Here is a 15,529-nt window from a genome sequence, read left to right on the forward strand (position 1 = left end):
CAGTGGGCAAGCAGAATCCGCAGAGCAACAAGCCGGTACTCGTCGTGGGACTCGGCCGCTTCGGCATCGCGCTGAGCGAGCAGCTCGTGACGCAGAACAAAGAGGTCTTGGCCGTGGAGCGCGATCGCGGCCTGGTGCAGAAGTATGCCGACCTGCTCACCCACGTGGTCGAGGCAGACGCCACCGACATCGAGGCGCTGCGCCAGGTCGGCGCCCAGGAGTTCGACGCCGCCGTCGTCGGGGTCGGCACCTCGATCGAGTCCTCGGTGCTCATCGCCGCGAACCTGGTGGACCTGGGCGTCAGCCAGGTCTGGGCCAAGGCCATCAACCCCACGCACGGCAAGATCCTGACCAGAATCGGGTGCCACCACGTGATCTACCCCGAGCACGACGCCGGTGTGCGTGCCGCCCACCTGGTCTCGGGACAGATGCTGGACTTCATCAAGTTCGACGACGACTTCGCGATCGTGAAGATGCGTCCACCGCGCGAACTGCACGGCAAGACGATCGACCAGTGCCAGCCGCGCAGCCGGCACCGGGTCAACGTCGTGGGCGTGAAGTCCCCCGGCAAGGACTTCGTCTATGCCCAGCCCGACACCCTGGTCTCAGCTGGAGACACCATCATCGTTTCGGGAGACGTCTCCCAGCTGGAGTACTTCGCCGACCACGCCTGAGGAGGGCCCCGTGGCCGAACTTCCTACTGTCCTCGTCTGGGACGACGCGCTGCTCGAGTACCGCTTCAGCTCCAGCCACCCCATGGACCCGGTCCGCCTGGAGCTCACGGCCAAGCTCTGCGAAGAGTTCGAGCTCTTCAACGCTGCGCACATGCGGCGTCTCAAGACCAAGGTCGCCTCCGATGAGGTGCTGGGGACCGTCCACACCCCCGAGTACATCGCCGCCGTGAAGGCAGCCGCCGAGCACGGCAGCGCCGCGGCGGAGCACGGCCTGGGCACCGAAGACACTCCGGTGTTCAGCGAGATCCATCTCGGTGCCGCGCGGATCGCTGACGGGACCTATCAGTGCGCCCAGGCGCTGCTCGCGGGCACGGCAGTGCGCGCGGTGAACTTCGCCGGCGGAATGCACCACGCCGGCCGTTCCCGGGCCGGGGGGTTCTGTGTGTACAACGATTCCGCCATCGCCATCCAGCATCTGCTCGACCAAGGAATCAGCCGGGTGATCTACATCGACGTCGACGCCCACCACGGAGATGGAACGCAGTCGATCTTCTATGACGACCCGCGGGTGATGACCATCTCCATCCATCAGACCGGCGTCGCGCTGTATCCCGGCACAGGATTCCCCAATGAGACGGGCGGGCCCGGCGCCGAGGGTTCGGCCGTGAACATTGCGCTCCCCGAAGGCACCGGCGACGCCGGCTGGCTGCGGGCCTTCCACGCGGTGATTCCGCAGCTGGTCGCCGCCTTCGAGCCCGAAGTGATCCTCTCCCAGCACGGCTGCGATTCGCACCGTGAGGATCCGCTCAGCGACCTGGAGCTGAGCGTGGACGCGCACCGCCAGACCGCGCTCGACATCGCCCACCTGGCAGACGAGCACTGCGAGGGGCGGTGGATCGCCACCGGCGGAGGCGGGTACGCCGTGCACACCGTGGTGCCGCGCAGCTGGACCCACCTGAGCGCCGTCGCGCTGGGCACCCCCATCGGCCTGAGCGCCCCTGTGCCGCAGCGCTGGAGAGACTATGTGCGCGAGAAGCACCAGGTCGAAACGCCGGAGACCATGGGTGACGACGCCCAGCTGTGGTGGCGCTCCTGGGAACTGGGTTACGACCCATCTGACGCCGTGGATCGTGCAGTGATGCAGACCCGCAAGGAGATCTTCCCGCTCTACGGACTGGACCCCTGGTTCGACTGATTCCCCTTGGGGCCGGGTGCCAGTCGACGATTCTGTGCCTGCACCACGTAGCCGCTACACTGTTCCGAGACCTTTTTCTCGTTGTTTACCTACAGACAAGGACTGCACCCCATGGGCTCAGTGATCAAGAAGCGCCGCAAGCGCATGGCGAAGAAGAAGCACCGCAAACGTCTGCGGAAGACTCGCCACCAGCGCCGCAACAAGAAATAGTCTTCTTGGAAGCGTGAAGGAACCCCGGCAGCCATCAGGCGGCCGGGGTTCCTTCGTCTCTCACCAGAAGACAGTCCCAGATCCCAGAAGACAGACTCAGGACACTGATCCTCAAAGCAGGGAGATGCTGTGCCAGCACCGGTTCAGGTTGAAGTTCTCACCCGGCAGGGATGCCATCTCTGCGAAGATGCCATGCGCACCGCGCGCGAGGTGTGCGCGGAGTTCGGGCTCGAGCCCGCTGAGCTCGACATCACCGAGGACCAGAGTCTGTTGGACGCCTATTCCGAGGAGATCCCGGTGCTGCGCATCAACGGGGCAGTGAAGGACTTCTGGAAGATCGATCCGCAGCGCCTGCGCCGACTGCTTCAGGAGGCGATCAGTGCCGGCTGATTCGCGCTCCCTCTGCTGACCGTATGAGAAGAGGGGCCCGGTCACGATGACCGGACCCCTCCTGTGCAGAAACTACGTTGACCTGCTCCGGCACGGCCGCTGGCCGTGCCGCTGCCCGGGTCAGTGGCCGGATTCGTTGGGATCGTGGTGCGAGGTTCCGCTGCCGTAGGTGTCGGGGCCATGCTCGAGGTGGTCCGTCACGGTCTCGTCATAGCCGCCGGGAACCAGGTCTCGGTACTCGGGGAGCACGCCGTCGAAGACCGCGGTCTCCAGCACTGCGGACTCATCGTCCACGCTCACCGTGACCTCATGCATGGACCCGGGGGCTCCCTGGAATGAATCGACGACGATCTCCTCGTCGTGTTCCAGGGAGACGGTCTCACGGGCCGGCACGGTGACCATGACGGTCTCCGAGTCCGAGGCGATCTCCACCTCGGCATCCTCGAGGCCGGTGTTGCTCAGGGTGCCGATGACTCGGGCCGGATTGTCCTCACCGCGGGTGACGAAGGCCATGTGGCGAAACTTCACATCATTGAACTCCGCGCTGGAGCCGTCCGAGGCCGAGTACTCAAGGGTCGTGGCCTGCAGATTGGAGAAGCTGCAGCCTGTCAGTCCCAGGAGGGCGGCGGCCGCCAGGGATGCCGCAGCGGTGCGGCGGGCTGTCTCAGCTGAGAACTTCACGTGGCGAGTCTCCTCACGATCTTGGTGCGATGCAGGTCGACCCAGGAGGACGTCCCTCGTCCTGGGTGTCGACCGCCGCGCAGATGACGTCCACGTCAGCGGAGGAATCTCAGCTCACGCGATGGTTTTGGTCTTCCGCCAATTCTACAGGATGTCGAAATCGGATGTCGGCGAAGCTTAGGCGGTGACGCAGAAGGAAACCGGAGCGACACGCGGCGGGGATTGTGACGCGTGATAAACTGAGGTTCGGGAAAGGGGAATAATTACATGAATTTTGAGGTCGGCGAGACTGTCGTTTACCCGCACCATGGTGCGGCCACGATTGAAGAAGTCAAGACCCGCACTGTCCGCGGCGAAGAGAAGATGTACCTCAAGCTCCGGGTCTCCCAGGGAGATCTCACCATTGAGGTGCCTGCAGACAATGTCGACCTGGTCGGCGTGCGTGATGTCGTCGGGCAGGAAGGTCTGGAGCATGTCTTTGACGTGCTTCGAGCCGAATACGCTGAAGAGCCCACCAACTGGTCACGCCGGTACAAGGCCAACCTTGAGAAGCTCGCCTCAGGCGATGTGAACAAGGTGGCCGAGGTCGTCCGCGATCTGTGGCGTCGGGAGAACGATCGTGGACTCTCCGCCGGAGAGAAGCGGATGCTCGCCAAGGCCCGGCAGATCCTGGTCTCCGAGCTGGCGCTTGCCAAGAAGCTCGATGAAGAAGAGGCGGCCAAGCTGCTGGACAAGGTCCTTGACGAGGCACCGACTCCGGCAGAGCCAGAGAAGGTCGCAGAATAAGCACCCCACGGGTGGGCCCCCAGGCCGCACCCACTGTCACGGTGGCTTCCCAAGAAGCATCGTCGATGAGTCGCCCGGACGCCGGGGCAGGATCTCCTGTCCCAGCGCGCCGGGCGCTCATCGTTGTGGCCGCTGGCAGTGGAGAGCGCCTCGGCCACGGAATGCCCAAGGCGCGGGTGCATCTGGCGGGTCGACCGATCCTCGCGCACGTCTTTGATCGTCTGGGTGAGCTCACTGTCCCCTTCGACGCCGTGGTCCTGGTGCTCCCACGCGATGCGGCCAGCTTCGCGGAGCTCGACGCACTGGGGCAGGCCTTCAGCAGTGCCACGGGAGTCCCGGTGTACTCCGCGCCAGGTGGAGACAACAGGTCCGCCTCCGTGCGTGCCGGCCTCGAGGAGTTGGAGCGCGCGGTCGCCCACGCAGACTGGAGTCCGGCTGCGACCACCGTACTGATCCACGATGCGGCGCGCGCCCTGACCCCGCAGGAGGTCTACGCGCAGGTCATCTCCGCCGTGGAGTCAGGAGCCCCCGCCGTCGTCCCGGCCAGACCCGTCACGGACACCATCAAGCGGGTGCATCCCGACGATCCGCAGCAGCCCCACACCGAGCGTGTGATGGAGACCGTCCCGCGGGCTGCACTGCGGGCCGTGCAGACTCCGCAGGGGTTCACCTGGGAGCTGTTGCAGCGAGCGGTCGAGCACACCCGTGGGATGGCCGAGGACGACGCCGAGGCGCTCACGGATGAAGCGATGATCGCCGAGGATATGGGTGTGGAGGTCAGCATCGTCGCGGGTTCGGACCTGGCGGTGAAGATCACCTCACCGTCTGACCTGATCTCCGCCGAGGCGCACCTGGCTCACGAATCGCCGGGGCAGCGCTCCACCCCACAGGTCGTCCTGCCGCGCGTCGGGATCGGACATGACGTGCATGCCTTCGCCTCCGCTGAGGAGCCTCGCGAGCTCTGGCTTGCCGGACTGTTCTGGCCGGACCTGCAGGGTCTGACCGGACATTCCGATGGTGATGCGGTGGCGCACGCCTGCTGTGATGCGCTCTTCAGCGCCGCGGGCATCGGTGACCTGGGTGTGCACTTCGGCGCCGACACCATCGGAACGGCGCGTCCCGAGCTTCGTGGAGCCTCCGGAGCGCAGCTTCTCGCGGAGGCTGCGCGCATCGTGCGCGCCGAGGGATTCGGCATCGGATCGCTCGCCGTCCAGTTCATGGGGCGGCGTCCGAAGTTCCGTCCGCGCCGCGCGGAGGCGGAAGCGGTGCTCAGCAGCGCCGTCGGAGCACCGGTCGCGATCAGCGCCACCACCTCCGACGGGCTGGGCTTCACCGGACGCGGGGAGGGCATCCTGGCCACGGCCACCGCGGTCGTCTACCAGTTGTGAACGACTGAGCAGATAAGCTGGCCCGGTGGCACTGCGACTTTACGACACCAAGACGGCGACCGTTCGAGACTTCGAGCCCCTGGAGCCCGGCCGAGTGTCGCTCTATTACTGCGGAGCGACCGTGCAGGGTCGCCCACATGTGGGTCATGTGCGCTCAGCCGTGGCGTTCGACATCCTCACCCGATGGTTGGAGCACACCGGGCTCGATGTGCTCAGCGTCCGCAATGTCACCGACATCGACGACAAGATCCTGGAGAAGTCGGCGGCCTCCTACCAGCAGGACCACGCCGCGACGCCGGACTACCCGGCGAACGAGCCCTGGTTCGCGCTCGCCTATCGCTTTGAGCAGGCGTTCCATGCTGCCTATGACGCACTGGGGGTGAGACGGCCACGCTACGAACCGCGTGCCACCGGTCATATGACCGAGATGTTCACGCTCATCCAGCGGCTCATCGATGCCGGACATGCTTATCCCGCCGAGGATGGGTCTGGCGACGTCTACTTCAGCGTCGGATCTTGGCCCTCTTATGGGGAACTCACCCGTCAGCGTGCTGAAGATATGCAGGACGCCGGTGATGCGGATCCGCGCGGCAAGCGTGACCCGCGGGACTTCGCGCTGTGGAAGGGGAAGAAGGACGCGGACCCCGCCACGGCTCGGTGGGACGCACCCTGGGGCGCTGGTCGGCCAGGCTGGCATGTGGAGTGCTCCGCCATGGCCACCAAGTACCTGGGGAGCACCTTCGACATCCATGGCGGCGGATTGGACCTTCGCTTCCCCCACCACGAGAACGAGCTCGCCCAGTCGGCGGCTGCCGGTGATGGCTTCGCTCGGTTCTGGCTGCACAACGGCATGGTCACCTACGCCGGGGAGAAGATGTCCAAGTCGGTGGGAAACACCATCTCACCCGAGGAGATGCTCAGCGCAGCCAGGCCCCGGGCAGTCCGCTATTTTCTGGGCCAGGCGCACTATCGCTCGCAGCTGGACTACCGGCCGACGTCGCTGACCGAGGCCGCCGCCGCCGTCGAGCGCATCGAGACCTTCCTGGCGCGAGCTGGGCAGGACCCCTCCGTGGGCACGCCCGGAGCCGATGAGCCCGTGCCGGACGCGTTCGCCGCGGCTATGAACGACGATCTCAATGTGCCGCAGGCGCTGGCGGTGCTGCATGAGACCGTCCGAGCCGGCAACATCGCCCTCGATGCAGGAGATTCCCCAGCCGTGGCGCAGTGTGCCGCAGCCGTGAGCACCATGGTGGCTGTACTGGGACTCACCGACGTTCCAGAAAGTGACCAGTCGGGGGATGCGGCTTCCGAGTCGGCGCTTTCGGAACTCGTCGAGGCCCTGCTGCGTGAACGCGTGGAGGCGAAGTCCGCGAAGGATTATGCGCGCGCCGACGCCGTGCGCGAGAAGCTCACCGCAGCCGGTGTCGCACTGGAAGACTCTAGAGAAGGGACTCGCTGGGCCTTGGTCCGTGCGAGTTCAACCACCAGCCCCGCCACCGGGGCGAGGAAAGGCTGAACATGGCGAAAGACTCACGGCCGAAATCGGCTGCGATCCGCAGAGAGAAGAAGGGTCCCCAGACCGGATCCGGGGGACAGGGCCGTCGTGCCCTGCGCGGGAAGGGTCCGACGCCCAAGGCAGAGGACAGGGTGTACCACAAGGCGCACCGGCAGAAGATGCTCTCCGAGCGGGCCGCATCAAAGACCAGCGAAAACCGAACTCGCCAGCGCGGGTCCGGGTTCGGGGCCGAGGACATGGTCGCCGGCCGGAACTCCGTGGTGGAGGCGCTGCGGGAACGCGTGCCCGCCCGTGAGCTGCACGTCGCGACCGACGTGGAGTCCGATGGTCGCGTGCGCGAAGCCCTGCAGTATGCAGCGGAACAAGGTGTCCGCGTCAGGGAGGTCAACCGCCGGCAGCTGGACAACTCCACCGGTGGGGCGGTTCATCAGGGACTGGCGCTGCTGCTGGAACCCTATGACTACGCAGATGTGTTGGATCTCGCCGAGGGCGAGCTGGAGCGCGCGGCCAAGGGGCATATCCCGGACCAGCCGCTGTTTCTCGCCTGCGATTCCATCACGGATCCACGCAATCTCGGCGCGATGCTGCGTGCCGCCTCTGCCTTCGGCGCTCATGGGGTGCTGATCCCGGAGCGCCGCAGCGCCGGGGTCACGGCCACCACATGGAAGACTTCCGCCGGAGCTGCCGCGCGCATCCCGGTGGCTCGAGCCAAGAACCTCACTCAGGCGCTGAAGGAAGCGAAGAAGCTGGGCTTCTTTGTGCTGGGGCTCGATGGTGGAGGAGATGTCTCGCTGCAGAACATCGAGCTCGCGGCGGAGCCGGTGATCATCGTGGTCGGCTCGGAGGGCAAGGGGCTTTCCCGTCTGGTGCGGGAGACCTGCGACCAGATCGTGTCGATCCCGATCACCTCGGCGACAGAATCGTTGAACGCCTCGATGGCCGTGGGCATCAGCCTCTACGAGATCGCCATGCGTCGTCGGGGAGCGCGTCAGTAGATGACGCGTTTTCGAGGAGAGGAGCAGCCGGGGTTCCTGGATCTGGTCGGGACCTGGCTCTCCCAGCAGGAGTGGTTCCCGGTGGCCCCGGCCCGGCGCGCCATCACCCGTGTGGGCGGCTTGCGCCTTCCGACGCCCAGCGGCGACGCCGACCAGGTTGTTCATCTGGAGATGCACCTCTTCGACGTCGTGCACGCCAGTGGCGTGGAACGGGTGGCAGTGCCGATGGCACTGCGCAGCCGCCCTTCGGCACTGGCAGGCAAGACCGCGCTGATCGGCCGACTCGGCAGTCCCGCCGGTGAACTGTGGGTCTACGACGGTTCCCGGGACCGGGCGTTCCTCGCCGCGTGGCATGAGATGGCGCGTCGTCAGCAGGGCAGCCGCAACGGTCGATCCCGTGGCGAGGCCTTCGGGGACTTCGACAGCTGGCCTGCCTTCACGGCGAAGCTGCAGCGCACTCCGCTCGAGACGAAGGGGCGGGGCGCGACACGAACCTCGGTCATCGCTGCGGAATCTGACGCGGACCTCGCCCGGGAGACCGTGGTCGACTTCATCCGCCGACCCGCGCAGCAGCGCAGCGCAACGCTGGACACTGTGATGCGCATGGCTCGCACCGGGAGCACCACCGTGGCGAGAGTTCTGGGAGTGGTGACCGGCAGCTGGCCGGAGCCGACCGGAGCAGCGGGGGAGCTGCGGTGGGTCTCGGGCGATCTCGGCGTCATCCGTGAAGCCGCGCTCGGTGCCCCCGATGCCGCAGCGCTGGCCCGAAGGGCCTTGAGCTCGGGATCGGATTTCACGGAGGAGGCCGCTGAACTCGGCGAGATCCTTGGAGATTTCCATGCGGACCTCGCCGCGACCTTCGGCGCCTATCCGCAGACTGCGGGTCAGCTCAAAGCCATGGTTGATGGCGCCGCGACGGCGCTCCAGGACCAGTGGGTCCAGGTGCGAGCGGATCTCGATGAGTCCGAGGCCACCGATCTGGCCGAGGTGGTGGATCTGCTCAAGCGGCAGCTTCGCGACGCCGACCAGGTGATGACCCTGCAGAAGATCCATGGAGACCTCGGTGCCGAACGACTTCGCAGGGGAACGTCTGAGCGAGGATGGATCGTCGATGAAGAGGGCGGCATGGTGGATCATGCGCTGCCGATGCGCGACGTCGTCACTCTTCTGATGTCCCTGGCTGACCTCGTGATGGAGACGGCTCATGCAGCCCCGGGCACGGAGGGTCCCGACGGTGGGAGCCTCGATCCGGTGGACTTCGGTCTCTGGTACGAGCAGGTGACGAAGTCGCTGCTGCAGGGTTACCGGAGCAGTGACGCGGATGGCGCCGGAATCGACTCGGTGTTCTTCCACGTGGCGATGCTGACCGAAGCGCTGGAGCTGTTCCATCGCTGGGAGGGACGCTGGGTCTTCCGACCGTCCATGCTCCTACAGAGTGAGACCTGAACCCCCTCGTCAGGCGGATTTTGAGGCGGAGTTTACAAAGCCAAAAAAGTGCTGATAGAGTCTCATCTCGTGCTCAAGGGCGCAGCGGAAAAGCTTGAAGCGGACCGCAGCGGCCGAGCAGGACTTGAAAACCATATAGCTTTCCTTCACCGATTCGTTCGGAGAAGGGTTCGAGACTCCGGTGAAACCCGGTGTTGTTTCTGGGTTGACCTCGAGTTGACTCAGTCAGACACCAGGACGTAGAGTTGAGAACCGCGCAGACGACGAGTTCAGCTTCGCTCCAGCAGCACTTGCAGGAACGAAGACGAGAACGGTCTGGCGTCAAGGATTCAGATGAGAACATCGAGAAACTCGATGGAAACATCGAATTGACGAAGCGAAAGCTTGTTGGTAAGCTTGAAAAGTTGCTTCGGAGCGATTCAGGAAAACATAAACTTCTTGATGGTGCCGGTAGCGGTTGTTGTTTGAGAACTCAATAGTGTGCCAAGTTTGTTGATACCAAATTATTTATTTGGTTAATAACAGCGACATTACCACCCCCGTGGTGATGATCGCGAATTTAGCCAAGGATTCCGGTGTCTGTGATCAATGATGGTGGAATCGTGAGGACCTTGTTTTTCTGGCAAGGTCTGGTTCTTCTCGTTGTTGATTGTGGATGCTGATCTCTTATTAATTTTTAATGGAGAGTTTGATCCTGGCTCAGGATGAACGCTGGCGGCGTGCTTAACACATGCAAGTCGAACGATGAAGACCGTGCTTGCACGGTTGGATTAGTGGCGAACGGGTGAGTATCACGTGAGTAACCTTCCCTTAACTCTGGGATAAGCCCGGGAAACTGGGTCTAATACCGGATACGACCAGTCCTCGCATGGGGTGCTGGTGGAAAGATTTATCGGTTTTGGATGGACTCGCGGCCTATCAGCTTGTTGGTGAGGTAAAGGCTCACCAAGGCGATGACGGGTAGCCGGCCTGAGAGGGTGACCGGCCACACTGGGACTGAGACACGGCCCAGACTCCTACGGGAGGCAGCAGTGGGGAATATTGCACAATGGGCGAAAGCCTGATGCAGCGACGCCGCGTGCGGGATGACGGCCTTCGGGTTGTAAACCGCTTTCAGCAGGGAAGAAGCGCAAGTGACGGTACCTGCAGAAGAAGCGCCGGCTAACTACGTGCCAGCAGCCGCGGTAATACGTAGGGCGCGAGCGTTATCCGGAATTATTGGGCGTAAAGAGCTCGTAGGCGGTTTGTCACGTCTGCTGTGAAAGCCCGGGGCTCAACCCCGGGTGTGCAGTGGGTACGGGCAGACTAGAGTGCAGTAGGGGAGACTGGAATTCCTGGTGTAGCGGTGAAATGCGCAGATATCAGGAGGAACACCGATGGCGAAGGCAGGTCTCTGGGCTGTTACTGACGCTGAGGAGCGAAAGCATGGGGAGCGAACAGGATTAGATACCCTGGTAGTCCATGCCGTAAACGTTGGGCACTAGGTGTGGGGGACATTCCACGTTTTCCGCGCCGTAGCTAACGCATTAAGTGCCCCGCCTGGGGAGTACGGCCGCAAGGCTAAAACTCAAAGGAATTGACGGGGGCCCGCACAAGCGGCGGAGCATGCGGATTAATTCGATGCAACGCGAAGAACCTTACCAAGGCTTGACATGGACCGGACCGCTGCAGAGATGCAGTTTCCCTTCGGGGTCGGTTCACAGGTGGTGCATGGTTGTCGTCAGCTCGTGTCGTGAGATGTTGGGTTAAGTCCCGCAACGAGCGCAACCCCTATCCTATGTTGCCAGCACGTCATGGTGGGGACTCATGGGAGACTGCCGGGGTCAACTCGGAGGAAGGTGGGGACGACGTCAAATCATCATGCCCCTTATGTCTTGGGCTTCACGCATGCTACAATGGCCGGTACAATGGGTTGCGATACTGTGAGGTGGAGCTAATCCCTAAAAGCCGGTCTCAGTTCGGATCGAAGTCTGCAACTCGACTTCGTGAAGTTGGAGTCGCTAGTAATCGCAGATCAGCAACGCTGCGGTGAATACGTTCCCGGGCCTTGTACACACCGCCCGTCAAGTCACGAAAGTGGGTAACACCCGAAGCCGGTGGCCTAACCCTTGTGGGGGGAGCCGTCGAAGGTGGGACTCGCGATTGGGACTAAGTCGTAACAAGGTAGCCGTACCGGAAGGTGCGGCTGGATCACCTCCTTTCTAAGGAGCTGGACCCGAGTCGGGTCCGCCACTTCATGTCGCCGTTCGTGTGACTGGTGGTTTGCTCAAGGGTGGAATATCAACGAATCGTCATCACGATGCTTGGCACTGGTTTCTCCGGTACGCCTGTCTCTCACACTTGTGTGAGGGTTCACGGGTCGGAAAGAGTTTCTGGTGTCTAAAGTTCGTGGTGCTTGGCACACTGTTGGGTCCTGAGACAACAATGGTTGTTTCATGATCTGGCCCTCGGCTTCAGGTAGCCAGCCCGTGTGAGCGGGTTGGTGATGGTGGTGGGGGTTGTTGTTTGGGAACTGCATAGTGGACGCGAGCATCTTTGTTCTTTTGAACAAAATACTCGAATCATGCTGGTCACACCGTTGGTGTGGTCAGTGTTTTTTGTGTCAATTTTTAGTCGAGCGCTTAATTTTGAGTGTCATCGCAGCTACTGTGATGGCGGTCGTAAGTGTTTTAGGGCGCATGGTGAATGCCTTGGTAGTAGGAGCCGATGAAGGACGTGGGAATCTGCGATAAGCCTGGTGGAGTTGATAACCGAGCGTTGATACCAGGATTTCCGAATGGGGAAACCCCGCATGCTGTGATGGTGTGTGACCACCGGTTGAATGTATAGACCGGTTGGAGGGAACGTCGGGAAGTGAAACATCTCAGTACCGACAGGAAGAGAAAACAATGTAGTGATTCTGTGAGTAGTGGCGAGCGAAAGCGGATGGGGCTAAACCGGTTGCGTGTGATACCTGGTAGGGGTTGCGTGATCGGGGTTGTGGGACATTTCGTGGAGGATCTACCAGTCCTCTGGGTTGAGGTGCGGGCGTATAGACGAAGAAGGTTGAGTCCTTCGCCGTAGAGGGTGTGAGTCCCGTAGTCGTAATGCGTTCCGCCGGCCTGTGAGTGTATCCCGAGTAGCACGAGGCTCGAGGAATCTTGTGTGAATCAGCCAGGACCACCTGGTAAGCCTAAATACTACCTACTAACCGATAGTGAATCAGTACCGTGAGGGAATGGTGAAAAGTACCCCGGGAGGGGAGTGAAATAGTACCTGAAACCATGTGCCTACAATCCGTCAAAGCATCCATTTGGGGTGTGATGGCGTGCCTTTTGAAGAATGAGCCTGCGAGTTAGTGCTCAGTGGCGAGGTTAACCCGTGTGGGGAAGCCGTAGCGAAAGCGAGTCTGAATAGGGCGTTTGAGTCGCTGGGTCTAGACCCGAAGCGGAGTGATCTACCCATGGCCAGGTTGAAGCGCGTGTAAGAGCGCGTGGAGGACCGAACCCACCTAGGTTGAAAACTGGGGGGATGAGCTGTGGGTAGGGGTGAAAGGCCAATCAAACTCCGTGATAGCTGGTTCTCCCCGAAATGCATTTAGGTGCAGCGTTGCGTGTTTCTTGCCGGAGGTAGAGCTACTGGATGGCCGATGGGCCCTACAAGGTTACTGACGTCAGCTAAACTCCGAATGCCGGTCAAGTGAGAGCGCAGCAGTGAGACTGTGGGGGATAAGCTTCATGGTCGAGAGGGAAACAGCCCAGACCACCAGTTAAGGTCCCTAAGCGTGTGCTAAGTGGGAAAGGATGTGGAGTTGCTTAGACAACCAGGAGGTTGGCTTAGAAGCAGCCATCCTTGAAAGAGTGCGTAATAGCTCACTGGTCAAGTGATTCCGCGCCGACAATGTAGCGGGGCTCAAGCACACCACCGAAACTGTGGCATTTAGTCCCTTGTGGACTGGATGGGTAGGGGAGCGTCGAACACTGCGGTGAAGCAGCAGCGTAAGCTCGTCTGTGGAGTGTGTTCGAGTGAGAATGCAGGCATGAGTAGCGAAAGACACGTGAGAAACGTGTCCGCCGAATGACTAAGGGTTCCAGGGTCAAGCTAATCTGCCCTGGGTTAGTCGGGACCTAAGGCGAGGCCGACAGGCGTAGTCGATGGACAACGGGTTGATATTCCCGTACCGGTATAAGACCGCCCATGGTGATCTGGTGATACTAACTGCCCGAATCGTGCTAGAGCGGTTCCCTTCGGGGAACTGACGTGTACGAGGAGCGCAGGACCTGAACCGGGGAGCCAAGCGTATTAACAGGTGTGACGCAGGAAGGTAGCTGAGCCCAGCGATGGTTGTCTGGGTCTAAGAATGTAGCCCGAGTCCTAGGTAAATCCGGGACTTGTTATATGGGTGAGACTTGATGGGCCCCCACTTTGGTGGGGGATTCAGTGATCCTATGCTGCCAAGAAAAGCATCGACGCGAGGGCTTGTACCGCCCGTACCCATAACCGACACAGGTGGTCAGGTAGAGAATACTAAGGCGATCGAGAGAACCACGGTTAAGGAACTCGGCAAAATACCCCCGTAACTTCGGGAGAAGGGGGACCACCCTGGTGATCCAGGCTTGCTTTGGTGAGCTGGTGGTGGTCGCAGAGACCAGGGGGAAGCGACTGTTTACTAAAAACACAGGTCCGTGCGAAGTCGTAAGACGATGTATACGGACTGACTCCTGCCCGGTGCTGGAAGGTTAAGAGGAAGGGTTAGCCACTTGTGGCGAAGCTCTGAATTTAAGCCCCAGTAAACGGCGGTGGTAACTATAACCATCCTAAGGTAGCGAAATTCCTTGTCGGGTAAGTTCCGACCTGCACGAATGGAGTAACGACTTCCCCGCTGTCTCAACCGTGGACTCGGCGAAATTGCACTACGAGTAAAGATGCTCGTTACGCGCAGCAGGACGGAAAGACCCCGAGACCTTTACTATAGCTTGGTATTGGTGTTTGACATCACTTGTGTAGGATAGGTGGGAGACTGTGAAGCGGCCACGCTAGTGGTTGTGGAGTCATCGTTGAAATACCACTCTGGTGTTGTTAGGCATCTAACTTCGGGCCCTGATCGGGTCCAGGGACAGTGCCTGGTGGGTAGTTTAACTGGGGCGGTTGCCTCCTAAAGAGTAACGGAGGCGCCCAAAGGTTCCCTCAGCCTGGTTGGCAATCAGGTGTCGAGTGTAAGTGCACAAGGGAGCTTGACTGTGAGAGCGGCAGCTCGAGCAGGAACGAAAGTTGGGACTAGTGATCCGGCGGCACCGTGTGGAAGGGCCGTCGCTCAACGGATAAAAGGTACCTCGGGGATAACAGGCTGATCCTGCCCAAGAGTCCATATCGACGGCATGGTTTGGCACCTCGATGTCGGCTCGTCGCATCCTGGGGCTGGAGTTGGTCCCAAGGGTTGGGCTGTTCGCCCATTAAAGCGGTACGCGAGCTGGGTTTAGAACGTCGTGAGACAGTTCGGTCCCTATCCGCTGCGCGCGCAGGAGATTTGAGAAGGTCTGTCCTTAGTACGAGAGGACCGGGACGGACGAACCTCTGGTGTGTCAGTTGTACTGCCAAGTGCACCGCTGATTAGCTACGTTCGGGATGGATAACCGCTGAAAGCATCTAAGTGGGAAGCCGGCTTCAAGATAAGATCTCCGTCACCTTTAAGGTGTGAAGGCTCCCAGCTAGACTACTGGGTTGATAGGCCAGATGTGGAAGCGCAGTAATGCGTGAAGCTGACTGGTACTAATAAGCCGATCACTTACACCACACATCAATTTTGTGTGCTCGGTGAAGTTTTGATTGAACACTGCGTGTTCGCGTCCACTAGGCGGTTCTCTGCCAACAACCCCGCAACACTCGTGCGCCCCTTTTTTGGGGGTGTGGGTGGTGTGGGTCAGGTAAGAACACGCCCCTACTTGTGCACTTGTATTGGTGTGATGGTGTGGGGTGTGTATAAGTGAAGAGTGTTGTTGTGAGTTTAGGTTTACGACACCGTAGTACCCCGCCATGGGTCACCTGTTGTTTTGGTGTGTGTGGTGGTGTGGGAAGGGTGTTGTTCTAGAGTTACGGCGGTCATAGCGTGGGGGAAACGCCCGGTCCCATCCCGAACCCGGAAGCTAAGGCCCACTGCGCCGATGGTACTGCACACTGGAGTGTGTGGGAGAGTAGGTCGCCGCCGGACACAATTTAAGGGTTGAAGCCCGGTCCCCGTTCGTGGGACCGGGCTTCACCTATACCCAGAC

The 15,529-nt window shown here is 61.3% G+C and carries 10 protein-coding genes and 3 rRNA genes; 12 read left to right on the plus strand and 1 reads right to left on the minus strand.

Annotated features, from left to right (window positions below):
- Nucleotides 1-2: 2 nt before the first annotated feature.
- The 4 genes from IY716_RS09585 (at nucleotide 3) to IY716_RS09600 (ending at nucleotide 2,469) form a co-directional block, all read left to right on the plus strand.
- Nucleotides 3-674, plus strand: coding sequence for a TrkA family potassium uptake protein (locus IY716_RS09585; protein WP_192591905.1), 672 nt, complete (start codon nucleotides 3-5; stop codon nucleotides 672-674).
- Nucleotides 675-684: 10 nt separating this feature from the next.
- Nucleotides 685-1,869, plus strand: coding sequence for an acetoin utilization protein AcuC (locus IY716_RS09590; protein WP_369699658.1), 1,185 nt, complete (start codon nucleotides 685-687; stop codon nucleotides 1,867-1,869).
- 111 nt (nucleotides 1,870-1,980) lie between these two features.
- Nucleotides 1,981-2,079, plus strand: a complete 99-nt coding sequence (locus IY716_RS09595) for a 30S ribosomal protein bS22 (protein WP_081652675.1) — start codon at nucleotides 1,981-1,983, stop codon at nucleotides 2,077-2,079.
- Nucleotides 2,080-2,208: 129 nt separating this feature from the next.
- Entirely contained in the window at nucleotides 2,209-2,469 is a 261-nt protein-coding gene (locus tag IY716_RS09600) for a glutaredoxin family protein (RefSeq protein ID WP_218221293.1), read from the plus strand.
- A 120-nt stretch (nucleotides 2,470-2,589) separates the two neighbouring features.
- Here the strand turns inward: IY716_RS09600 and IY716_RS09605 are convergent, their stop codons facing one another.
- Nucleotides 2,590-3,150, minus strand: coding sequence for a hypothetical protein (locus IY716_RS09605; RefSeq protein ID WP_218221294.1), 561 nt, complete (start codon nucleotides 3,148-3,150; stop codon nucleotides 2,590-2,592).
- A gap of 267 nt (nucleotides 3,151-3,417) precedes the next feature.
- On the opposite strand from IY716_RS09605, the gene IY716_RS09610 reads away from it, so the two are divergent.
- From IY716_RS09610 to rrf, 8 genes are all read left to right on the plus strand, one after another.
- Nucleotides 3,418-3,936, plus strand: a complete 519-nt coding sequence (locus IY716_RS09610) for a CarD family transcriptional regulator (RefSeq protein WP_218221295.1) — start codon at nucleotides 3,418-3,420, stop codon at nucleotides 3,934-3,936.
- Between the two features lie 65 nt (nucleotides 3,937-4,001).
- Entirely contained in the window at nucleotides 4,002-5,324 is a 1,323-nt protein-coding gene (gene ispF / locus IY716_RS09615; RefSeq protein ID WP_218221296.1) for a 2-C-methyl-D-erythritol 2,4-cyclodiphosphate synthase, read from the plus strand.
- Nucleotides 5,325-5,349: 25 nt separating this feature from the next.
- Nucleotides 5,350-6,840 carry a cysteine--tRNA ligase gene (gene cysS, locus IY716_RS09620; RefSeq protein WP_218221297.1) on the plus strand — a complete coding sequence of 497 codons (1,491 nt, stop codon included), beginning with the start codon at nucleotides 5,350-5,352 and terminating at the stop codon, nucleotides 6,838-6,840.
- Between the two features lie 2 nt (nucleotides 6,841-6,842).
- On the plus strand, nucleotides 6,843-7,835 hold the full coding sequence (gene rlmB, locus IY716_RS09625; RefSeq protein ID WP_218221298.1) for a 23S rRNA (guanosine(2251)-2'-O)-methyltransferase RlmB: 993 nt from the start codon (nucleotides 6,843-6,845) through the stop codon (nucleotides 7,833-7,835).
- Nucleotides 7,836-9,281, plus strand: coding sequence for a hypothetical protein (locus IY716_RS09630; protein ID WP_218221299.1), 1,446 nt, complete (start codon nucleotides 7,836-7,838; stop codon nucleotides 9,279-9,281).
- Nucleotides 9,282-9,957: 676 nt separating this feature from the next.
- Nucleotides 9,958-11,482 (plus strand): 16S ribosomal RNA (locus IY716_RS09635).
- A 457-nt stretch (nucleotides 11,483-11,939) separates the two neighbouring features.
- A 23S ribosomal RNA gene (locus IY716_RS09640) occupies nucleotides 11,940-15,053 on the plus strand.
- 298 nt (nucleotides 15,054-15,351) lie between these two features.
- Nucleotides 15,352-15,468 (plus strand): 5S ribosomal RNA (gene rrf, locus IY716_RS09645).
- Together the 16S, 23S and 5S rRNA genes form the textbook arrangement of a ribosomal RNA operon.
- The last annotated feature ends 61 nt before the right edge of the window (nucleotides 15,469-15,529 follow it).

This window comes from Nesterenkonia sp. Act20, assembly GCF_019173455.1.
Lineage (GTDB): Bacteria > Actinomycetota > Actinomycetes > Actinomycetales > Micrococcaceae > Nesterenkonia.